Origin of the sequence: Streptomyces iranensis (assembly GCF_017874715.1) — a bacterium.
Taxonomy (GTDB): Bacteria; Actinomycetota; Actinomycetes; order Streptomycetales; family Streptomycetaceae; genus Streptomyces; species Streptomyces iranensis.
Map to the genome: position 1 here is coordinate 40,022 of NZ_JAGGLR010000002.1, position 20,238 is coordinate 60,259.

Sequence of the window (20,238 nt, forward strand, 5' to 3'; positions counted from 1 at the left end):
TGAGCCGTCATGAACGATGTCCTGCTCGCCGTCGGCACCCGCAAGGGTCTCTTCCTCGGCCGCCCCGGCGGCAGCGGGGGCTGGGACTTCAGCGGCCCCCACTTCCCCATGCAGGCGGTGTACTCCGTCGGCATCGACACCCGGGGCGACCGCCCCCGGCTGCTGGCCGGTGCGGACAGCTCGCACTGGGGCCCCTCGGTCTTCCGCTCCGACGACCTCGGGGCGAGCTGGCACGAGCCCGCCAGGCCCGCGGTGAAGTTCCCCGAGGGCACCGACACCTCGCTGGAGCGGGTGTGGCAGCTGGAGCCGGCCGGGCCCGACGAGCCGGAGGTGGTCTACGCGGGCACCCAGCCGGGCGCGCTGTTCCGCTCCGAGGACGGCGGGGAGACCTTCGCGTTCGTCCGCAGCCTGTGGGACCACCCCCAGCGGCCGGAGTGGGGCGAGGGGTTCGGCGGGCAGGCCGTGCACACGGTCATCACCGATCCGCGGGACCCGCGGGCGCTCATGGTCGCCGTGTCCTCCGGCGGGGTGTACCGCTCGGCGGACGGCGGCGAGAGCTGGGCACCGTCCAACAGCGGACTCAAGGCGGAATTCCTGCCGGATCAGTATCCCGAGTTCGGGCAGTGCGTCCACAAGATCGCCCGGGATCCGGTCGACCCCGACCGGCTCTATCTGCAGAACCACGGCGGGGTGTACCGCAGCGACGACGGCGGGGCGCACTGGGCCGAGATCAGCGAGGGCCTCCCGGCGGACTTCGGCTTCGCGGTCGCCGTCCATCCGCGCCGTAGCGGCGTCGCGTACGTCTTCCCGGCCGCCGACGGCTCGGACCGCTACCCCCCGGGCTACCGCTGCCGGGTGTTCCGCACCGAGGACGCGGGCGCCAGCTGGGAGGAGCGGTGCACCGGGCTGCCGGGCGAGCCGCACTACGGGGTGGTGCTGAGAGACGCCCTGCGCACCGATGACGCCGATCCGGCCGGGGTCTACTTCGGCAATCGCAACGGCGAGGTGTACGCGAGCGCCGACGAGGGCGAGAGCTGGCGGCAGATCGCCCACCATCTCCCCGATGTGCTGTGTGTCCGCGCCGCGGTGATCAGCTGAGGGCGATCGGCCAACGATGATCGCCGTGATCGGCCGAGAGTGATCGTGAGGTGGCACGCGGCCACCCGCTGAGCCACTAGAGTGACGCGGTGTGGCAGCACGACCCTTGAACGAAATTGTGGAAGCGGGCTGGGCCAAGGCACTTGAGCCCGTCGAGGAACGCATCGCGGCGATGGGCGACTTCCTGCGGTCCGAGATCGCGGCAGGCCGCACCTATCTGCCCGCCGGGCCGAATGTGCTGCGCGCCTTCCAGCAGCCCTTCGACGAGGTGAAGGTGCTGATCGTGGGTCAGGACCCGTATCCCACGCCCGGACACGCGGTGGGGCTCAGCTTCTCGGTGGCGCCCGAGGTGCGGCCGCTGCCCGGCAGTCTGGAGAACATCTACCGCGAGCTGCACACCGACCTCGGGCTGCCGCGTCCGTCCAACGGCGATCTGACGCCCTGGACCCAGCAGGGCGTGCTGCTGCTCAACAAGGCGCTCACCACGGCCCCGCGCCGCCCCGCCGCCCACCGCGGCAAGGGCTGGGAGGAGGTCACCGAGCAGGCCATCCGGGCGCTGGCCGGGCGCGGCCGCCCCCTGGTGGCCATCCTGTGGGGCCGCGACGCCCGTAACGTACGGCCGCTGCTGGGCAGCCTTCCGGCGGTCGAGTCCGCACACCCCTCCCCCATGTCCGCCGACCGCGGCTTCTTCGGCTCCCGTCCCTTCAGCCGCGCCAATGACCTGCTGGCGCAGCAGGGGGCGCAGCCCGTGGACTGGCGCCTTCCCTGACCCGATAGGTCCAGGTGGGCGAAGGTAGTCTGCCCGCCATGACATCACCTACGAACACCCCTCCGGGCTGGTACGCCGACCCCCAGGGCACACCGAACCAGCTGCGCTGGTGGGACGGCGCCCAGTGGACCGCCCATACACACGCGGGCCAGCCCGGACAGCCCCCGCCGCAACAGGCCGCCCCGCCCAACCACAACCCCGGCAAGGTCCAGCACCAGGTGCAGCAGCAGGCACATGTGGGACCCTCGGCGGGCGGCGGCGGCACGCTGTTCACCGAACCGGTGCTGGTGGTGAACCAGAAGGCCAAGCTGATCGAGCTCACCAATGAGTACAGCGTCTTCGACCAGCACGGGCGCACCATCGGTTCGGTGGTCCAGGTCGGCCAGAGCACGCTGAAGAAGGTCGCGCGGTTCGTCTCGAGCCTCGACCAGTTCATGACGCACCGGCTGGAGATCCGCGACGCCAACGGACAGCCGCATCTGGTGCTCACCCGGCCCGCGAAGTTCGTGAAGTCCAAGGTGCAGGTGACCCGTCCGGACGGACAGCCGGTCGGTGAGATCGTCCAGCAGAACGTCTTCGGCAAGATCAACTTCGGCATTCAGGTCAACGGCCAGCAGGTCGGCGCCATCAAGGCGGAGAACTGGCGGGCCTGGAACTTCTCCATCGTCGACCACACGGACAGCGAGGTCGCCCGGATCACCAAGACCTGGGAGGGCCTGGCGAAGACGATGTTCACGACGGCGGACAACTACGTCCTCCAGATCCACCGCCAGCTGCCCGATCCGCTGCTGAGCCTTGTGATCGCCACGGCCCTCACCGTGGACACGGCGCTCAAGCAGGACTCGCGCGGATTCGGCTGAGCCGGTGGCCGACACGGTGCCCGACGCCGCGGCGACGCATGTGCTCGGGATCGATTCGGGCGGCTCGGGCGTACGGGTGGGGGTGGCCCGCGCGGACGCCTACGGCGGCTCGGCCGCGGAGCACCCACTGACCGGGTCCCCGCCGCTGACATGGTCCTCGTCCACGCCCGCCGTCGTCGGCGACCGGGGCATCGACGCGGAGGATCTGCTGGCGCGGGTCCTGCCCGCCGCCCAGGAGCTGCTGCGCGAAGCCGGGGCCCGGCGCCTCGGCGCGGTCTGCGTGGGCGCGGCGGGCATGGCCACACTCGGGGACGACCTCCGCGCCAGGCTCCCGGACGCCCTCGCCGACGCCCTGGGCGTACGGCGACTCGCCCTGGCGGCCGACGCGGTGACCGCGTACGCCGGGGCGCTGGGCCAGCGCCCCGGCGCGGTGGTCGCGGCGGGGACCGGGCTGATCGCGCTGGGGGCGGTGCCGGAGGGGGTCGCGGAGGGCTTGGGCGGGGTGTCCGACGCGGATGACGCATCCCGTACGGGCGGCGTACCCGGCACGGGCGGTGCGTCCAGCCCGGACGCCTCATCGAGCACGGACGCCACATCCAGCGCGGACGCCGCATCCGGCACGGACGCCACCGCCACGGGCGGGTACACCCACCGGGCCGCCACCGGCTGGCGGCGGGCCGACGGATGGGGCCATCTGCTGGGCGACTGTGGCGGTGGTGCGTGGATCGGCCGGGCGGGCCTGGAGGCGGCGATGCGGGCGTACGACGGGCGCGACGGCGGTTCCAAGCCACTGCTGGCCCGTCTGGAAGCCGTGTTCGGCCCCGCGACCGGGCTGCCGGGGAAGCTGTATCCGCGCCCCGACCGCCCCGCCGTCCTGGCCTCCTTCGCCCCCGAGGTGGGCCGGTGCGCCACCGAGGACCCGGTCGCCGAGGCGATCCTGCGGACCGCGGCCCGCCATGTCGCCGAGGCCGCCGAGGCGGTCTGCCCCCGGCTGGAGTCGAGCGAGGTGGCGCTCACCGGCGGGCTGTTCCGGATGGGCGCGCCGCTGCTGACGCCCGTGCGCGAGGAGCTGGCGGCGCGGCTGCCAGGGGTCCGGGTCGTCGAGGCGGCCGGGGATCCGCTGGACGGGGCGTTGTGCGTCGCGGCGGCGCTGGATGCGGACGAGCTGCGGCTGCCACGGGACCCGGCGCTGCTCGGCGTCGTCTGAGCCCACGCCCCGCGGGGAAATCGACGCGGGCACGGAGCAGGACACCCGGCACGGGACGCCGGACACCGGCGTCCCATACGGGTGATCAATACCCGGCGACCCATATCGAACACCATGACCGATCATTCCGGACACATGACTGATTCTTCGACCAAGTATGGCCGCTGAGCGCACATCAACACACAACACCAGTCGACAGAGCGGGACATATGCCCCCAGTCACCCCCTCCCGAACAGCCGAGCCCATTGAGCGACTAACATGCGGCGCCATGAGCTCCCCCACAGGGCCCGCGTCCGGCCTGCCTGTACGAATGCCGCGTCCCCGCCAGCCCGGACGGCACCGCCGACCGGAGCCCGCCGCCGTACCTCTCGGCGCGCCTCCGCTGGTGCTGGCCGTCCCCGGTGCGCCGAATGACGGTGCCCGGCGCCTGGCCGAGGAGCTTCTGAGCATCGCCCGCTCCGAGATGCCGGGGCTCGACGCCCAGGTCGGTTTCCTGGACGGCGACGGCGAGGAGTTCCCGCAGCTCGAGGCCGTGCTCACGCGCGCCGCCCAGGAGAACCCCGAGCGTCTGCGGCAGGCGGCCGAGGCCGCCAAGGCCTTCGCCGACGAGGCGGCGGAGGCGATCGCCGAGGCCGAGGCCGCGGGCGAGGTCGTCGACGAGGTCCCGCCCATCCCCACGGTCCCCACGGACGGCCCGGCGGCCGTCGTGGTCCCGCTGCTCGCGGGCCCGGACAACGGCCAGCTGCGCCGGATACGCCAGGCCGTCATGAGCAGCGGCTCGGCGGCCGAACTCACCGACGTCCTCGGGCCGCATCCGCTGCTCGCCGAGGCCCTGCACGTACGTCTGTCGGAGGCGGGCCTGGCCCGCGCCGACCGCGCCCGTCTCTTCACGGTCGCGACCGCCGCGGACGGCATCATCCTCGCCACGGTGGGCGGCGAGGAGGCGGCCCAGGCCGGTGGCATCACCGGCATGCTGCTCTCCGCGCGCCTCGCGGTGCCGGTGATGGCCGCCGCGCTGGACGAGGACGGGGCCGTCCTCCGCGTCGCCGAGCAGCTGCGCTCGGCGGGCTCCGCGCGGCTCGCCCTCGCGCCGTACCTCATCGGCCCGGAGGTCTCCACCGAGCTGATCTCGGCGGCGGCCGAGGAGGCGGGCTGCTCGGCGGCCGAGGGGCTGGGCGACTACCCGGCCGTGGGCAAGCTGGCGCTGGCCAAGTACGCGGCGGCGCTCGGCATCACGCTGCAGCAGGCCTCCCCGGCGATGCGCTGACGCGGCGGGCCATGGAACGACGGACGACGAAGTGGGGGCGGCGACCACCAAGGTCACCGCCCCCACTCACGTCAGCCCGACGGACGTCACCCGAAGACCACACAGGACGCCGCCGGGGCCGGAACCGAACCCTCACGACGCGGCACCCCACTCGACGGGTCGATGTCGAACCAGGTGACATCGCCCGAGCGCTCATTGGACACATAGAGCCGTCGTCCCGACGGGCCGAGCGTCAGATCGCGCGGCCAGTGGCCGCCGCAGGGCGTGGTGGTGACCAGTTCCATGCGGTCGCCCGACGCGTCGAGGGCGAGTGTCGCGATGCTGTCGTGTCCGCGGTTCGCGGCCCATACGAAGCGGCCGTCCCCGGAGACCACGACCTCGGCGGGGTAGGTCTCGACGTCGGTGCCCTCGGGCACCAGACGGGTCTCACCGAGCGGTTCCAGAACGCCGGACGCCGCGTCCCAACGGCAGGCGGTGATCGTCGGGTCGAGCTCGTTGACGACATACGCGCGGTCGCCCCGCGGATGGAACGCCAGATGGCGCGGGCCGCTCCCCGGGCGCAGCCGGACCTCACCATGCGGACGCGGACCGGGCAGCGCGTACACCCGCACCGCGTCGATCCCCAGGTCCACGGCGAGCAACCAGCCGCCCGACGGATCGGCCGCCACGGCATGGGCATGCGGCCCCCGCTGCCGCTCCGGATGCGGCCCCCTGCCCTCGTGCCGCAGCACGGCCACCGGCTCCCCGAGCCGGCCGCCCTCCAGCACCGGCAGCGCGGTGACACTGCCGGACCCGTAGTTGGCCGTCAGCAGCTGCCCACCGGCAAGCGCCAGATGAGTGGGCGCCGCACCGAGCACCGGCACAGCCTCCCCGGCCAACGAGGGCGGATCCTGCCCGACGTCCAGGGCGGCGGCCGCCCCGTCATCGGTCTCACTCACCGCGTACAGCACGCTCCCACCGGGCGCGACCGCCAGATAGGACGGATTGACGACCACATCCGTGGAGTTCCGGATCCGCAGCGCCCCCGTCTCATCGTCGACATCAGCCACGGTGACCCCGGCACCACCCGCCGAGGTAAACGACCCGATATACGCCCGCCACCCACTTCCTGTCACACCCACCGCACTACCCTTCCGCCGGCTCCGGTTCGGTATCCGCTCGGGGCCGACGCTAACAGAGCGGTCTAGACCAACACGCCGTCACACGAACCCTCGCCGAGTACGGCGTACGCGGGGTTCCGGCGATAGCACGAGCGAACTCTTGGCATGCTGTCCCCATGAGCACCATGCCCGCCATGATCTTCGACCTGGACGGCACGCTAGTGGACAGCGAGCCCCTCTACTACGAGGCGGGGAGGCGGACCCTCGAGCGGTACGGGGTCGCCGGCTTCAGTTGGGAGGAGCACACACAGTTCATCGGGATCGGGACCCGCGAGACCCTGGAGACGCTGCGCGAGCGGTACGGCATCGAGGCGCCCGTTGAGGAGCTGCTCGCCGTCAAGAACCGGCACTATCTGGCGCTGGCGGCCACGACCGAGATCTTTCCCGAGATGCGGGCCTTCGTGGAGCGGCTGAGGGCCGCCGGGCATCCGCTGGTCGTGGCCTCCGGCTCGTCCCGGTCCGCGATCGAGACCGCGCTCAAGGCCACCGGGCTGGACGCGCTGCTGCCCGGCTATGTGTCCGCGGAGGACGTGGGCCGTGGCAAGCCGGAGCCGGATGTGTTCCTGGCCGCGGCGCGGCTGCTGGCCGTCGATCCGGGGCAGTGTGTGGTGATCGAGGACGCCGGTCCCGGGGTGGAGGCGGCCCGGCGGGCCGGGATGCGGTGTATCGCGGTTCCGTACGCGGGCGGGCCGTCTCCGGACGGGGAGCTGTTCGCCTCCGCGGGGCTGCTCTTCCGGGGCGGGCAGCCGGAGTTCGACGCCCGGCGGGCCTATGAGTGGGTCACCAGCGGTAGTTGACGGCCCCCCGGCTGGTCATGGGCGGCACCCCGGACCGCCGCCACCATCCCTCCAGTGAGACGATGCGCGCATGCCCGGACATTCACCGGCATGTCATAGGAGAAACGGAGGGCGTATGGAGAGACGTGGGGGTAAGGCGATCCGCCGCTGGGGGACGGCGGTCATCGCCTCGGCGGCGGCCTTGACGGTCGCCGTGCCGGCGGGCGCCGCTCAGACCACCGAGGCCGCGCGCGGGCCGTCGGGGGTCAGCGCCAAGGGCGCGTATCTGCTGGACAACGGCACCAACAAGCAGCTGTGGGCCAAGGCGGCGGACACCAAGCGGCCGATGGCGAGCACCACGAAGCTCATGACGGCGACGGTGGTGCTGGACAGCCGGGGGCTGGATCTCAACAAGAAGGTCTCCGTCAAGCAGTCGTACATCGACTACACCGCGCGCGTCGGTGGCAGCAAGGCGGACCTGCAGAAGGGGGACAAGCTCACCGTCAAGCAGCTGGTGTACGGTCTGCTGCTGCCGTCCGGCTGTGACGCGGCCATGGCGCTCGCCGACACGTTCGGCACGGGTGACACCACCGCCAAGCGCACCAAGTCGTTCATCGCGCAGATGAACAAGAAGGCGTCCGCGCTGGGGATGACCCGGACCCACTACGACACCTTCGACGGCATCTCGGAGGGCGGACAGAACTACACCACGCCGCGCGACATGGCCAAGCTGGCCAGGCACGCGCTGCGCAACGCCACTCTCGGCACGGTCGTCAAGTCCGTCGACACCATCCAGAAGGCCCCGGCCGCCAACGGCAGGACCAGGACGTACTACTGGAACAACACCAACCGGCTGCTGGGCTCGTACAGCGGCGCGATCGGCATCAAGACGGGCACCGGCACCGCGCCCGGCAGGTGCCTGGTCTTCGCCGCGAAGCGTGACGGACGCACCGTCGTGGGCGTGATCCTGAACGCGCCCAAGCGCTACCCGGACGCGAAGAAGATGCTCGACTGGGCCTTCCGGGCCCACACCGAGGTGACGTGGCGGCAGCTGCCCAAGGGCACGCCCCAGGACTGAACCATACGTGGGCGGTGCCCCGGCCGGATCTGAAGTCCGGCCGGGGCACCGGGCCTTGCGGGCAGCGGCCGTCAGCCGCACTTACGCCCGGTGTTGATGCACTTCACGGCCTTCTTCATCAGCGAGCCGGACATCACATTGATGAAGTCGCCGTGGTCGGTCACCGGCTTGTGCAGCTGCTCGGGGAAGCTGTCGACCGCGAAGAGCGAGCCGGGTGCGACCTTGTAGGTGATCCGCTGGACCAGCTGCGGAATGGCCCTGAACCCCTTGGCGCACGCGCCCTTGGCGTCCGCGAACGCCACATGGGTGCGGTGGTTCGCGCTGTCGGCGTTCTTGCCGTCCCAGCAGCTCTGGAACTTGAACGTACGGACCACCTTGCTGCCCTTCGGGCAGAGCGGGTACTTGTCCTTCAGCTGCCGGTTCTCGAAGCCGGTGCAGCTCCAGGAGGCGTTGGCGTTGGCCGTGCCGCCTGTGAAGGCCTTGGCGTCGCCGGTGATGATGCGCAGGAACTTGGGCATCGCCGCGACCTTGGACACCGCGCTGCCGCGGAAGGTGATCGACGCGGTGGCCGGCCGCAGGATCCGCCCGATGTTGCCCTCGGTGCCGCCGCCGGGCGCGTCGGCGTCGACCTCCTTCGTCCCGTCCTGGAGCCGCAGGACGGGCCAGTAGTGGGTGGAGCGGTCGCCGCCTGAGCAGGTGGTCCCGGCGGCGGCGAGGCTGTCGTTGGTGGAGAAGGCGTCGGTGTCGCGGTTGCCGACGTAGTCGTGCATGTGGTGAGCGCCGTTGGATACACCGGGGGCGACGATCACGTTGTCCGAGTTGAAGTGCTTGTTCTCATTGCGTCCGCAGCGCGATGAGAAGGTACCCCGGGAGGCGTTGCCCCGGGTGCGGGGGTTCTTGACGTTCGGCTTCACCTTGCGGATGTCCACGAAGTCCGCCCGCACCGGGCCGGACTGCGCCTGGCCGCCCGCGGCCGGAGCGGCGGGGGCGGCCGTTCCCGCGGCGGGGGTGGCGCCCGCCGACGCGGAGGCGGGTGCGGCGGCGGGGTTGGGCGCTTCCTGCACGGTGCAGGGCGCCATCGTGTCCAGGCCGGACGGGCGGCTCGCCACCCGGCCGATCTCGTTCCCGATGCGGTTCAGCGCGCCACGCCGCTGGGCGGTCAGCGGCTCCAGCACCCGGGTGCGCACCCAGTCCCGGTCGGCGCCGGGGCCCCGCGCGGCCAACTGCTTGTAGGCGTCGGCCACCTGGCTGTCCATCGTCGCCAGTTCCTTGTCCACGGTGGGCCGCGCCTGCTGCGGCACACTCGCCAGCCGGGTCGCGGCATCCGGGCACTTGACGGTCATCGCCGTACCCGCCGGCGCCTGCCGCCCGGCCGGCTGACGGGCGGCGGAAGCATCGTTGTCGGTCATCAGGAGAGCCCCGCCACCCACGGCCAGTGCGGTCACTCCGACCACGGTCAGCCCGATGACCCTGGATCGCTTGTGTCTCTTCTTGTTCCTCATCCTTCGCCCCTCATCGGCAGTCTTCATACGCCGGGGACGCCTTGCCCTCGGCCACGTCGGAGCGCGCTCCCCCACCCGTCCCGGAGTGGAGGGCACAGCCCGACGCCGATGGATACGGACGGCGAGGCGATCGTTCTCAACGGTGGTCGCAACATCTCGTAAATAGCCGGAGGAGTCGGTGCAGTGATGTATCTCCCTAGTGGCTTCACCACATGTCCACCAACCGGTGGGACGAAGCTGATCAGTTGCAGTTAAAGTGTTTGCTCCACTGTTGTCCCTCCTACGCGCCCGCGGAGCCCCCCACATGTCCAGCGCGACCTCGTCCACCGGGCGTCATCGCAAAGCCAAGCCCATGAGCCTCGCCGTGCGCCGCGCGTTCATCGTCGCGGCCGTCCCGGTCACCGGTGCGTTGCTGTCCGCACCGTCCGCGCTCGCCGCCGACAAGAGCACCAAGGCCACCACGACGGCCCAGTCCGTGACCGCCGACGGGCTGGACCCCGCCGAGCAGCGGATCGCGGAGAACCTCAACACCCGCGCGCAGAGCCCGAACCTCGGCGACACCTTCAGCGGCATCGTGCTGGACTCCGCGTCCGACAAGGTCGTCTGGGGGCATGACGCCGACACCGCGCTGATGCCCGCGTCCAACGCCAAACTGGCCACCGCCACGGCGGCGCTGACCGTACTCGGCCCCGAGCACCGGTTCACCACCAAGGTGGTCTACGGCGACGGCACGCTCACCCTCATCGGCGGCGGCGACCGCATGCTGACCACCGCCGATCTCACCGAGCTCGCCAAGACGGCCGCCGCCGGGGTGAAGCTCGGGGGCCTGGACTCGGTGAAGGTCCGCATCGACGACAGCCTCTTCCCCGAGCCGACCCTCGCCACCGGCTGGAACGACTCCTACTACGACGACCAGGTGTCGCCGGTGCGCTCCCTGGTGGTGGACGGCAAGCTGTCCGCGGACACCTCCATCGACGCGGGCAAGGTCTTCGCCCAGCAACTCGCCGACCAGGGCGTCACCGTCGATGGCGAGGTCACCCGCGGCACGGCCTCGGCGACCGACGTCCCGGTGGGGCAGCACCTGTCCCCCACGCTGTCCGAGACGATCAAGAAGATGCTCAAGAAGAGCGACAACGACATCGCCGAGACGGTGCTGCGCATGACCGCGCTCGGTGCCGGCAGGCCCGCCACCTACGAGGACGGCACGGCCGTGGTGCGGGATGTCCTCAGCCGCCACTACGGGGTCTCGATGACCAACTTCGAGATCCACGACGGCAGCGGGCTCTCCCGCGCGGACCGCATCCCGGCGCGGACCGTGGCGGACATCCTCGATCTGCTCACCGACCCGCGCTACCGCGGCCTGCTGCGCTCCATCGACGAGGGCCTGCCGGTGGCGGGCGAGGCGGGCAGCACCCTGGGCCCCGAGTGGGGCCGCTTCGACACCCCGGACTCCCAGTGTGCCGTCGGCCAGGTCAAGGCCAAGACGGGCACGCTGACCGGCGCCATCGCGCTCAGCGGCCTGACGAAGGCGGAGGACGGCCGGTGGAAGGTCTTCTCCTTCATCGAGAACCAGTCCTCCGCCGACCCGGCCGCCACCAAGGACACCCTCGACGGCCTGGCCGCCACGGTCAACGGCTGCTGGGCGTAGGGGCGCAGCCCGAGTCCCCCGCGGGTCACCCGGCGGTGGTTTGCGGGGCCGGGGGCTCCGGGTGGAACCGCTCGACGCGGTCGCGCTTGGTGTACATGTCCCAGTAGTGCTCGGCGAGGTCGTCCGGATCGACGACCGGGAAGTTCGCGAGCGGTTCGACGTTGGCCACGGCCAACTCCGCCATCTCGCTGCGCTCGATCAGGGCCCCGATCGTGAGGGTGCCCGCGTAGACGCCGGTGTCGGCGAGCTCGCCGTTGAGCGAGTACAGGTAGTTGCGGGTAGCGGCCATCACCGGGCCCACGCCGCTGAGGTGGGGTATCGGCTGCGCCGCCGAGTAGCCCTGTGTCAGCAGGAAGGCGCCGTCGCCGCGCTCGGTCCACTCCGGCAGCACGGCGCGGACCACCTCCACCGGGGTGAGCAGGAGCAGCGGGATCAGATCCTCCAGAGTGGCCGCGTCCAGCCGAGTGGCGGCGGTGAAGCCCTGGTCACCGCTGATCGGCCCGTATTCGATGGCGTCGATCCGGCCGAAGCGGTCGCGGATGGCCGCGACCAGGGCGGGCATCTCGGCGGGCTTCGACAGATCGGCGGAGAAGGCGGCCGCCTCGATGCCCTCACCGGCGAGCCGCTCGACGAGCCCGTCCAGGCGGTCCCTGCGGCGCGCCACCAGGGCGACCCGGAAGCCTTCGCGCCCGAACCGGCGGGCCACGGACACGCCGAGACCGGTACCGGCCCCGAAGACGGCGATCACTTTGGACATGAGGGCTCTCCTTTGGATCAGTTATGAATCAGCTTTGGATCAGCTAACTTGACCAGTGGGTCAACTTATGCGGTCGACGGTAACATGAAACTTGACCGCAGGGTCAAGTTAGTTTCGCGGGAGGATGCGACCATGGGGGACGCCACGCCAGGACCAGGAGGAACGACCGGATGCGGGCCGACGCGCAACGAAACGCGGAGAAGCTGCGGGCAGCCGCCGCCGAGCTGTTCCGGGAACGCGGCCTCCACGTACCGCTGAAGGAGATCGCCCGGCGGGCCGGGGTGAGCCACGGAACGCTCTACAACCTCTTCGGCACCCGCGAGGCGCTCATCGACGAGGTGGTGACCGACCTGGCGGCCGAGCGCCTCGAGGAGATCGCCGAAGGGGCCCTGGCCTGCGAGGACGCCTGGGAGGGGTTCGCGTACTACATCGAGCAGCTCTGCCGGATGCAGGCCACCGATCCGGCGGTCGCCGATGTTGTCGGGGGCCGCTACCCGGGCGCCGAACGCCTCATGGCCGTCTGCGGCCGGACGCTGGACGCCGCCAAGCGCATCGTCGAACGAGCCCAGGACGCGGGTGCGCTACGCCCCGACTTCACCACCGAGGACCTGGTGTTCGTCCTCGGCTCCAACTCCGTGCTGGCCCGAGCCACCCCCCGCACGGCCCCTGACGCCTGGCGCCGCAATATCGCCTTCCTCCTCGACGGACTGCGCACCGAGGCCGCCCACCGGCCACTCCCCGTCGGCCCCCTCACCCCGGATCAGGTCTACGAGGTGATGGGGAACCTCACCGGCGAGCGATAGCCGGGCCGGTCCTCCTGGTCGTCCTCCGCGTCACGCCCGCAGATAGGCGAGGACCGCGAGCACCCTGCGATGTGTCTCCTCCGCCGGAGGAAGGTCCAGCTTGGTGAGGATGCTGCCGATGTGCTTGCCCACGGCCGCCTCGGACACCACCAGCGCACGGGCGATGGCACCGTTCGACTTGCCCTCCGCGATCAGCCCCAGCACCTCCCGCTCCCGCGCGGTGAGCCGCTCCAGCGGATTGCGGCGTCGGCGCAGCAGCTGGCGTACTACCTCGGGGTCGACGACGGTGCCGCCGTCCGCGACCTCGCACAGGGCGGCCACGAAGTCCGCCACCTGCCCGACCCGGTCCTTCAGCAGGTAGCCGACGCCCGTGCCGTCTCCGGAGTCCAGCAGTTCCGAGGCGTACGTCCGTTGCACATACTGACTGAGGACCAGGACGGGCAGCGTGGGCCGCTGCTCGCGCAGCCGCACCGCCGCGTGCAGCCCCTCGTCCTGGAACCCCGGGGGCATCCGCACATCCGTCAGGACGATGTCGGGGGCGTGCTCCTCGACCGCGGCGAGCAGTGCGGGAGCGTCGCCGACGGCCGCGACGACGTCGTGCCCGCAGCGGCCGAGCAGGCCGATGAGCCCCTCCCGCAGCAGCACACTGTCCTCGGCCAGTACTACGCGGAGCGGTCGGTCCGTACGCAAGGAATCTCCACACGCAACAGGGTCGGTCCGCCCGGCGGACTGGACAGGGAGATTCTGCCATCCAACGCCGAAACCCGGTCCGCGAGTCCGGTCAGGCCGGTTCCGGCGCCAACGTCCGCACCGCCCCGGCCGTTGTCGCGCACCTGGAGGAACAGCCGTCCGTCCCGGTGTCCCCCGCTCACCTCCGCGCGGCTCGCCCCGCTGTGCCTGGCGACGTTGGTGAGGGCCTCGCGGACGACGAAGTACCCGGCGGCCTCGACCGCTTGGGGCAGCCGTCCGGAGAGGGCCAGAGCCACGTCCACGGGGATCGCGGAGCGGTCCGCGGCGTCGGCGACGGCCGCGGGGAGGCCGTGGTCCGACAGCACCTTGGGGTGGATGCCGCGGATGAGTTCGCGCAGCTCCGCAAGCACCTCGTCCGCCTCCTCCTGGGCCTTCGCGAGCTGATCGGCAACCGGCCCGGGAGGGGCGTCCAGGCGGGCCAGGCCGAGCGTCATCGTCAGTCCCACCAGCCGCTGCTGCGCCCCGTCGTGCAGATCGCGCTCGATGCGCCGCCGTTCCGCCTCGAAGGCGTCCACCAGCCGGAGCCGGGAACGGGTCAACTCGACGACCCTTGTGCCCAGTTCGGCCTCGCGCGGAGCGATCAGCAGACGCGTCAGTCCGGCCTGGGCACCCGCCGCCACCCCCAGGGCATAGCCACCCAGCAGCAGGAGCGCCACACCGAGGACGGCGACACCGGAGGCCGCCGGCCAGGTGGTGACGGTCCACTGCTTGAGCACCTTCGCCTCCCGGCCACCGCCGACCGTGGCCATCAGCAGCGGGGTCGCGGCCACGGACAGCGGGCAGAGCAGGGCAACGGCGACGACGAGCGCGTCGACCGGCCACAGCACCACCGCGAACAGCAGGGCGTGACCCAGCTCCCGCCACGTCGCCTGCTCCCTCATGCGCGTGGTCAGCCAGGCCCACAGGCCATGGGCGACGGGCGCCCGGTGCGGGTCGACGGCGGGGTCCGCGTCGATCAGGCGCATCCGGTGGCGCTCCACCCAGGCCACCGGGATTCCGGCGAGGGCCGCGAGTACGAGCAGCGGGATCCCCACCAGCACGAGGGCGAGAACGCCTCCGGCCGCCGCCGTGGCCGCGATCGCCACGAGCGTGACGGCACCGGTCACGGCTCCGGTGAGCAGGTATCCGGCGGAGCGCCACGGCCACGACGACAGCAGGAAGCCCGGTCCGGACATGGCGTGCCACACGTTCCGCGGGTGCATGGAAGTCACCGTAGAAGGCCCCGCGCCGCCGGTGCCATCGGGCCAGGGAGTCCTTCGGGGGTATGCCTGGCCCTACCCCAGGTCTCGCCCCTGCCGTACTGCGGCGCCGTGTCCCGGCGCGGTTTCGTGAGGTCACCGAGAAGGCGACACCGCGGAGTGGGGACAGATGAACAACGACGTGATCCAGTTGCGTTCCGTCAGCAGACGCTACCGTTCTGGCGATGGGGCGGTGACGGCGCTCGACGGTGTCTCGCTGTCGTTCCCCAGGGGATCGTTCACCGCCGTCATGGGCCCTTCGGGATCCGGCAAGTCGACGCTGTTGCAGTGCGCCGCGGGGTTGGACCGTCCCACATCGGGGTCGGTCACCGTGGCCGGGACCGAGCTGACGGAGCTGAGCGAGACCAGGCTGACCCTGCTGCGCCGCCGACGTGTCGGGTTCGTGTTCCAGGCGTTCAACCTGCTGCCGTCCCTGACCGCGGAGCAGAACGTGACCCTGCCGCTGCGCCTCGCCGGCCACCGCCCCGCCAAGGCCCGGGTGCGTGAGGTGCTCCAGCGGGTCGGGCTCGGCGAGCGGGCGCGGCACCGGCCCGCGGAGCTTTCCGGTGGCCAGCAGCAGCGCGTCGCCCTGGCCCGCGCCCTGATCACCCGGCCCGATGTGCTCTTCGGCGACGAACCGACCGGAGCCCTCGACTCACGGACCGGCCGTGAGGTGCTGACCCTGCTGCGCGGCATGGTCGACGGCGAGGGCCAGACGGTCGTCATGGTCACCCACGACCCAGTCGCCGCCGCCTGCGCCGACCGTGTGCTCTTCCTCGTCGACGGTCGGGTGAGCGGCGAGTTGGCCGGGGCCGGGGCCGACACCATCGCCGCGCACATGGCCACATTGGAGGCCGTGCCGTGCTGAGTGTCGCCCTGTGCACCCTGCGCACCCGCTGGGCCACCTTCACCGGCAGCTTCGTCGCCCTTGCGCTGGGCGTCGCGCTGACCGCGGTGATGGGCCTGGCGCTCGCCTCGTCCCTGGACGCGCCCGACCGCGGACCGGAGCGGTTCGCCGCAGCGCCGGTCGTGGTCGGGGGAGCCGACACCCTGCGGGTGGACACCTCGGCGGGCGTCCAGGTCCAGAAGCTCGCACACCCGCGCGCCGTGCCCGCCGGGATCGTCGCGAAGCTGCGGCGGCTCGGCGCCGTCGTCGCGGACCGGTCGTTCGCCGTACGGGCGCGGGGCGGGCCGGACGACCTGGTGGGGCACCCCTGGTCCATCGGCGCCTTCGCCCCGTACCGGATCGACGCGGGACGCCCGCCCCGCGCGGCCGACGAGGCCGTGGTCAGCGGGGACTGGGCGAGGCCGGGGAAGCGCGTACGGACCGACCGCGGCCCGGTACGGGTCGTCGGAACCGTCGCGGGGCGCGGCTTCGAGAACGCCGTCTTCTACACCGACGCACACGCCGCCCGGCTGTCACCGGCCTCCGTCCAACTCGTCGTGGACGCCGACCCGGCCGCTGTCCGCGAGGCGGTGCGCGGCAGCGACGGCGACGGCGACGGTGTCCGGGTCCTCACCGGGCAAGGACGCCGTTACGCCGACCCCGACCCGGACCGGGACCGTGAGGCCCTCACGGCGATGAACGCGATGTTCGGCACGGCGGGCGGTGTCGCCGCCTTCGTGTCGGTGTTCGTGGTGGCCTCCACCTTCGCGTTCGCGGTCGCCCAGCGGCGCCGGGAGTTCGGGCTGCTGCGCGTGGCGGGTGCGACCCCGGGTCAGATCCGCCGGATGGTCTTCGCCGAAGCGCTCGTGGTCGGTGTGCTCGCCTCGGCCACCGGTTGTCTGCTCGGCGCGTACGGTGCGCCACGGCTGGCCGGCCGGGTGGTCGACGGTGGCCTCGCGCCGCGTTGGTTCACCATCGGCGACCACGTCTGGCCGTACCACCTGGCCTTCTGGACGGGGCTGTGCGTCGCGCTGTGCGGTGCGGCGGCCGCGTCCTGGCGGGCGGGCCGCACCGGCCCCGCCCAGGCGCTGCGCGAGGCGTCCGCGGACGGCGGCACTGGCGGGACGATGACCTGGGGCCGACGGCTGTCCGGCTTGGCCCTGTTGGTGACCGCCGCCGTGACACTGGGCCTGAGCCTGCTCACGGACCCCGGCGACCTGCTGCACCGGAAGACCTATGTGAGCCGGCCGATGCTCCTGATCACCGGGGTGGCGCTGCTCGCACCGGTGGCGGTGCGCCCGCTGACCCGGCTGATCGCCTGGCTCCCGGCCCGGCTGCCCGGTGCCGGCGGCATGCTGGTGCGGGAGAACGCCGTCGCCGGAGTGCGCCGCACGGCCGCGATCGCGGCCCCCGTACTGGTCACGGTCGCCCTCGCCGGTTCGCTCCTGGGCGCCACCGCGACGCTGAACCGGGCGCGGGCCACCGAGACCCGTCAGCGGACGGCCGCCGACTTCGTCATCACCCCGGCCAGGGGTACGGGCTTCGGTACGGCGACGCTGCGCGGGCTGCGCGAGGTGCCCGGTGCCGAGGTGTCAGCGACCTTGTCGAGCACCGTGTACGTCCTGGAGGACGGCGTGTCGCTCCTCGGGTCCGACGCCCGTGCCGCCGATCCGGGCCCGCTCGCCGCCACGTCCCGGCTGCCGATCGAGGCCGGGAAGGCGAGCGACCTCGACGACGACTCGATCATCGTCAACGGTGAGTGGCAGCGGCACACCGTGGGCGAGCGGGTGCGGGTGTGGCTCGGCGACGGCACGGAGAGGTCGCTGCGGATCGCCGCGGTGATGGCCACCGGCACCGGCGACAACGGCGTCTACGTCACCCCGCGCAACGCCCCGGGCGCGACCGTGGACCGGGTCGACATCGCCCTCGCACCCGGCGTGGACGCGGACGCCGCGGCCACCTGGCTGCGTGCGGCGGTGCGCACCACCGGAGGCCATGTCTTCACCAAGGACCAGTGGGTGAAGGCGAGTCACCCTCAGACCAACCGCACGACCCGGCTCGGCTTCCTGCTGGTCCTCGGCATCGCCCTCCTCTACACGGGCATCTCGGTGGCCAACACCATGGTCATGGCGACCTCCGACCGCGTCCGCGAACTGGCCGTGCTGCGCTTGGCCGGAGCCACCACCTGGCAGGTGTTGCGGCTGGTGGGCGCCGAGGCACTGACGGTGGTCGTCGTCGGAGCGGTCCTGGGCCTCCTGGTCACCGGGCTCAATCTGGTGGGCATGTGGAGCGCCCTGGCCCTGCTGTCGGCGCCGACCACGATCGACGTGCCCTGGACGCCCATCGGCGCGGCCGTGGCCGCGTGCGCGGTACTCGCCGTGGTGTCGTCGGTCGCCCCCGCCGCGTTCGCCCTGCGCCGCCGGGCGGTGGGACTGGCGGGCCTGCGGGAGTGACCACGTCAGCCCATGTCGGCCCGCGTAAGCCCGCGTCGGCCCGCGTCCGCCCAGGAAGCTCAGCCGCATCTGGCGGTCGGGGTTGTCCCGGTTGGTGTCCGCCAAACTCCGCAAAGACAACCCCAGGCTGACCAGGTTGCGACGTGCACCCAGCGCCGGTGCCGTGGTCATCCCACGTCGGGATGACCACGGCGCCTGGAGCGCCAGTGAGGTGGAGCAAGTCGGCCGCCGCTGGTCCGTCTCACTGGGAGCCCGACATCCTTTCCGGATACCCGATCAGGAGTCGTAACGCTCGGTTACCACAATCGTCGTCCCCGCGAGCGCCGTTCCCACCGGCGTCTCGGCCCACTCAGTAAGCAGCAGCGGCTTCTCGCCCACAGACTTCAGCAAGTGCGCGATCTCGTCCGCATCCGGTGCAGCGGGAGGGGCGCAGCCGATCACGGCGCTGCCCGTCGCACTGCTGTGTTCTCCGTATTCTTCGTCGGGATCGTCCGGCTCCCAACGCCCGATCTCGATCTCCCACAAGCTGTCATCGTCGTCGGGTTCCGGCGCTTGGACCGTCAAATAGAAACCGTCAGAGTCGTACGGCTCCGCAAAGATCTCGCGGCTGGGGTCATCCAGTGAGGCCCACGTGCCGGTGCACCGGGAGTGTGCTGTGACCAGCACCCGGAGGTCAGCGACAGCCTTCTCCCGCTCTTGCGTGGTGAACCCTGCCTCACGGCGATCGAGCTGTTCGCGCGCCTCGTCACTCAGCGTGTCCATTCCGTCGTCAAACTTCACGAAGGGATGGCCGAATACCCAGTGACGCGCGTTCTCCGTCTCAGGCCCCGAGAAAGTCCCCGAGAAATCATCGAGTGCCGCACACAGCTCGGCTTCCTCTAGCTCCAGTTCGGAACGGATCGCCCGACTGACCGTATCGGGCACAGCCACCAAGGCATTCTCCAGATCGGCCAGCGCCTGGTGAAGCCGCAGACAGACGTACTCATACCACAGACTGTGGGCACCACAGAGAAGATCGGCACGGGCAGCAGCGTCTGTCAGCGCCGAAAGGTGCTTGCGCGGGTAGTAGTGCACACGCTGTTCCCGACGGTCATGGACACTAACGGGGACAGTGGCGAAGGCGGAGATCCGATTGAGAGCGTCGACAATCGGAACCGCAAGGTGCGAGTCGTCAAGACTCGTAACGGTCTTGGATACGACACCGTCCGGCCCCTCGTAGGTTGCCAGGATCTGAGTCTTCCCACGGTTGGCGTGCTGGGAGTAGATGGTCAAGGGGACGCCTTTCGCCGTCCGGCAGAGGACAGCCGGACGGAAGGGATGCGTAGGGAGGATGGGAGGAGGTGGTGGCGAGGGCGCTTTCCGACGCTCCGTACCTCAAGATGGCCGACGGTGGCCCAGGTACTGTCCCAGGCTCCTTGCCTGCCCACAGGCTAGATGGACGTACTGCACGCCGCAAGCGGATTCTCACCCGCCCCAGGCCGGAAGGACGGATGGCCGCCGAAAAGAGCTCGCCACCACATTCGATGACACTGTGTGCCCCGTCCAGTCTGCGCCGACTGGGGCGGGTCGCTTGTCGCGCTCCCTGACCAGTACCAAATCGGCCGCGCTCAGCACCTGGGCACCTTGCGCTGCTCATCGTTCCACCTGACATAGGGCGCTGGGTGAGCCACCAGTCTGATTCGACAGCCCTTGCCTGTCACGGCTACTGGGCTTCCCTTAATGGGATGGGACACGCCGCTGGATGCGCCACTACAGCCATCCACCTTCCTGAGTACCAAGAACAATGGAGCCTGCCGGGACCGGCGACGAGGTCGTCCTAGTCCCGATGAAGCCCGACGCTCCGGACTTCGATAAGCGAACGCGGATCCTCATCCAAGACCTCGCCGTCACCAAACGCCTTCGCATAGCTCCCGCGCGCCGGCCTGAGTCAGCCCGGCGGGGACTGCGGCGACTATCCGACGGCAGGGACATTTCCGAAACTTCCC

Annotated in this window: 17 protein-coding genes; 11 read left to right on the top strand and 6 right to left on the bottom strand. The window is 71.3% G+C overall.

Features of this window, described 5'->3' with window-relative positions; all coding sequences use genetic code 11:
- Nucleotides 1–9 precede the first annotated feature (9 nt).
- From J2Z30_RS03785 to J2Z30_RS03805, 5 genes are all read left to right on the top strand, one after another.
- Nucleotides 10–1,098, top strand: coding sequence for a WD40/YVTN/BNR-like repeat-containing protein (locus J2Z30_RS03785; RefSeq protein ID WP_044579077.1), 1,089 nt, complete (start codon nt 10–12; stop codon nt 1,096–1,098).
- Between the two features lie 91 nt (nt 1,099–1,189).
- Nucleotides 1,190–1,867, top strand: a complete 678-nt coding sequence (locus J2Z30_RS03790) for a uracil-DNA glycosylase (RefSeq protein WP_044579075.1) — start codon at nt 1,190–1,192, stop codon at nt 1,865–1,867.
- 38 nt (nt 1,868–1,905) lie between these two features.
- Entirely contained in the window at nt 1,906–2,727 is an 822-nt protein-coding gene (locus tag J2Z30_RS03795; RefSeq protein WP_044579074.1) for an LURP-one-related family protein, read from the top strand.
- Nucleotides 2,728–2,854: 127 nt separating this feature from the next.
- Nucleotides 2,855–3,934, top strand: coding sequence for an N-acetylglucosamine kinase (locus tag J2Z30_RS03800; protein WP_372453237.1), 1,080 nt, complete (start codon nt 2,855–2,857; stop codon nt 3,932–3,934).
- 269 nt (nt 3,935–4,203) lie between these two features.
- Nucleotides 4,204–5,202, top strand: coding sequence for a sirohydrochlorin chelatase family protein (locus tag J2Z30_RS03805; RefSeq protein WP_078957074.1), 999 nt, complete (start codon nt 4,204–4,206; stop codon nt 5,200–5,202).
- Between the two features lie 86 nt (nt 5,203–5,288).
- On the opposite strand, the gene J2Z30_RS03810 is transcribed toward J2Z30_RS03805, so the two are convergent.
- The gene (locus J2Z30_RS03810) at nt 5,289–6,323 is read right to left on the bottom strand and encodes a lactonase family protein (protein ID WP_044579070.1); all 1,035 of its coding nucleotides are present in this window, start codon (nt 6,321–6,323) and stop codon (nt 5,289–5,291) included.
- 155 nt (nt 6,324–6,478) lie between these two features.
- Here J2Z30_RS03810 and J2Z30_RS03815 point away from each other — a divergent pair, with 155 nt between their 5' ends.
- Together J2Z30_RS03815 and J2Z30_RS03820 are read left to right on the top strand one after the other, a co-directional pair.
- The gene (locus J2Z30_RS03815; RefSeq protein ID WP_044579067.1) at nt 6,479–7,159 is read left to right on the top strand and encodes an HAD family hydrolase; all 681 of its coding nucleotides are present in this window, start codon (nt 6,479–6,481) and stop codon (nt 7,157–7,159) included.
- A gap of 115 nt (nt 7,160–7,274) precedes the next feature.
- On the top strand, nt 7,275–8,216 hold the full coding sequence (locus tag J2Z30_RS03820; RefSeq protein WP_044579065.1) for a D-alanyl-D-alanine carboxypeptidase family protein: 942 nt from the start codon (nt 7,275–7,277) through the stop codon (nt 8,214–8,216).
- Nucleotides 8,217–8,287: 71 nt separating this feature from the next.
- Here the strand turns inward: J2Z30_RS03820 and J2Z30_RS03825 are convergent, their stop codons facing one another.
- A complete protein-coding gene (locus tag J2Z30_RS03825; protein WP_044579063.1) occupies nt 8,288–9,718 on the bottom strand; it encodes a DUF1996 domain-containing protein in 1,431 nt (476 codons plus the stop codon).
- Nucleotides 9,719–10,022: 304 nt separating this feature from the next.
- Here J2Z30_RS03825 and dacB point away from each other — a divergent pair, with 304 nt between their 5' ends.
- Nucleotides 10,023–11,366 carry a D-alanyl-D-alanine carboxypeptidase/D-alanyl-D-alanine endopeptidase gene (gene dacB, locus J2Z30_RS03830; protein ID WP_044579062.1) on the top strand — a complete coding sequence of 448 codons (1,344 nt, stop codon included), beginning with the start codon at nt 10,023–10,025 and terminating at the stop codon, nt 11,364–11,366.
- Nucleotides 11,367–11,391: 25 nt separating this feature from the next.
- Here the strand turns inward: dacB and J2Z30_RS03835 are convergent, their stop codons facing one another.
- Nucleotides 11,392–12,123: an SDR family NAD(P)-dependent oxidoreductase gene (locus J2Z30_RS03835; protein WP_044579059.1), complete on the bottom strand. Its 732-nt coding sequence runs from the start codon at nt 12,121–12,123 to the stop codon at nt 11,392–11,394.
- A gap of 170 nt (nt 12,124–12,293) precedes the next feature.
- Between J2Z30_RS03835 and J2Z30_RS03840 the strand changes: the two genes are divergently transcribed.
- Nucleotides 12,294–12,926 carry a TetR/AcrR family transcriptional regulator gene (locus tag J2Z30_RS03840; RefSeq protein ID WP_044579057.1) on the top strand — a complete coding sequence of 211 codons (633 nt, stop codon included), beginning with the start codon at nt 12,294–12,296 and terminating at the stop codon, nt 12,924–12,926.
- A gap of 30 nt (nt 12,927–12,956) precedes the next feature.
- On the opposite strand, the gene J2Z30_RS03845 is transcribed toward J2Z30_RS03840, so the two are convergent.
- Both J2Z30_RS03845 and J2Z30_RS03850 read right to left on the bottom strand, forming a co-directional pair.
- Nucleotides 12,957–13,616, bottom strand: coding sequence for a response regulator transcription factor (locus J2Z30_RS03845; protein ID WP_044579054.1), 660 nt, complete (start codon nt 13,614–13,616; stop codon nt 12,957–12,959).
- Nucleotides 13,589–14,878 carry a sensor histidine kinase gene (locus tag J2Z30_RS03850; protein ID WP_044579052.1) on the bottom strand — a complete coding sequence of 430 codons (1,290 nt, stop codon included), beginning with the start codon at nt 14,876–14,878 and terminating at the stop codon, nt 13,589–13,591. The genes J2Z30_RS03845 and J2Z30_RS03850 overlap by 28 nt, the downstream gene beginning before the upstream one ends.
- Before the next feature lie 166 nt (nt 14,879–15,044).
- Here J2Z30_RS03850 and J2Z30_RS03855 point away from each other — a divergent pair, with 166 nt between their 5' ends.
- Nucleotides 15,045–15,782, top strand: a complete 738-nt coding sequence (locus tag J2Z30_RS03855; RefSeq protein WP_044579050.1) for an ABC transporter ATP-binding protein — start codon at nt 15,045–15,047, stop codon at nt 15,780–15,782.
- Entirely contained in the window at nt 15,776–18,253 is a 2,478-nt protein-coding gene (locus J2Z30_RS03860) for an ABC transporter permease (protein ID WP_044579049.1), read from the top strand. Before J2Z30_RS03855 ends, J2Z30_RS03860 begins: the two co-directional genes overlap by 7 nt.
- A gap of 276 nt (nt 18,254–18,529) precedes the next feature.
- Here the strand turns inward: J2Z30_RS03860 and J2Z30_RS03865 are convergent, their stop codons facing one another.
- Complete coding sequence (locus J2Z30_RS03865) at nt 18,530–19,525, bottom strand: hypothetical protein (RefSeq protein ID WP_044579046.1); 996 nt, start codon at nt 19,523–19,525, stop codon at nt 18,530–18,532.
- Between the last annotated feature and the right edge of the window lie 713 nt (nt 19,526–20,238).

Bases quoted from the DNA above. Each gene is read 5' to 3' on its own strand.
- J2Z30_RS03785 (WP_044579077.1), top strand. From the start codon at position 10: ATGAACGATGTCCTGCTCGCCGTCGGCACCCGCAAGGGTCTCTTCCTC.
- J2Z30_RS03855 (WP_044579050.1), top strand. From the start codon at position 15,045: ATGAACAACGACGTGATCCAGTTGCGTTCCGTCAGCAGACGCTACCGT.
- dacB (WP_044579062.1), top strand. From the start codon at position 10,023: ATGTCCAGCGCGACCTCGTCCACCGGGCGTCATCGCAAAGCCAAGCCC.
- J2Z30_RS03820 (WP_044579065.1), top strand. From the start codon at position 7,275: ATGGAGAGACGTGGGGGTAAGGCGATCCGCCGCTGGGGGACGGCGGTC.
- J2Z30_RS03850 (WP_044579052.1), bottom strand. From the start codon at position 14,878: ATGCACCCGCGGAACGTGTGGCACGCCATGTCCGGACCGGGCTTCCTG.
- J2Z30_RS03815 (WP_044579067.1), top strand. From the start codon at position 6,479: ATGAGCACCATGCCCGCCATGATCTTCGACCTGGACGGCACGCTAGTG.
- J2Z30_RS03840 (WP_044579057.1), top strand. From the start codon at position 12,294: ATGCGGGCCGACGCGCAACGAAACGCGGAGAAGCTGCGGGCAGCCGCC.
- J2Z30_RS03805 (WP_078957074.1), top strand. From the start codon at position 4,204: ATGAGCTCCCCCACAGGGCCCGCGTCCGGCCTGCCTGTACGAATGCCG.
- J2Z30_RS03795 (WP_044579074.1), top strand. From the start codon at position 1,906: ATGACATCACCTACGAACACCCCTCCGGGCTGGTACGCCGACCCCCAG.
- J2Z30_RS03825 (WP_044579063.1), bottom strand. From the start codon at position 9,718: ATGAGGAACAAGAAGAGACACAAGCGATCCAGGGTCATCGGGCTGACC.
- J2Z30_RS03835 (WP_044579059.1), bottom strand. From the start codon at position 12,123: ATGTCCAAAGTGATCGCCGTCTTCGGGGCCGGTACCGGTCTCGGCGTG.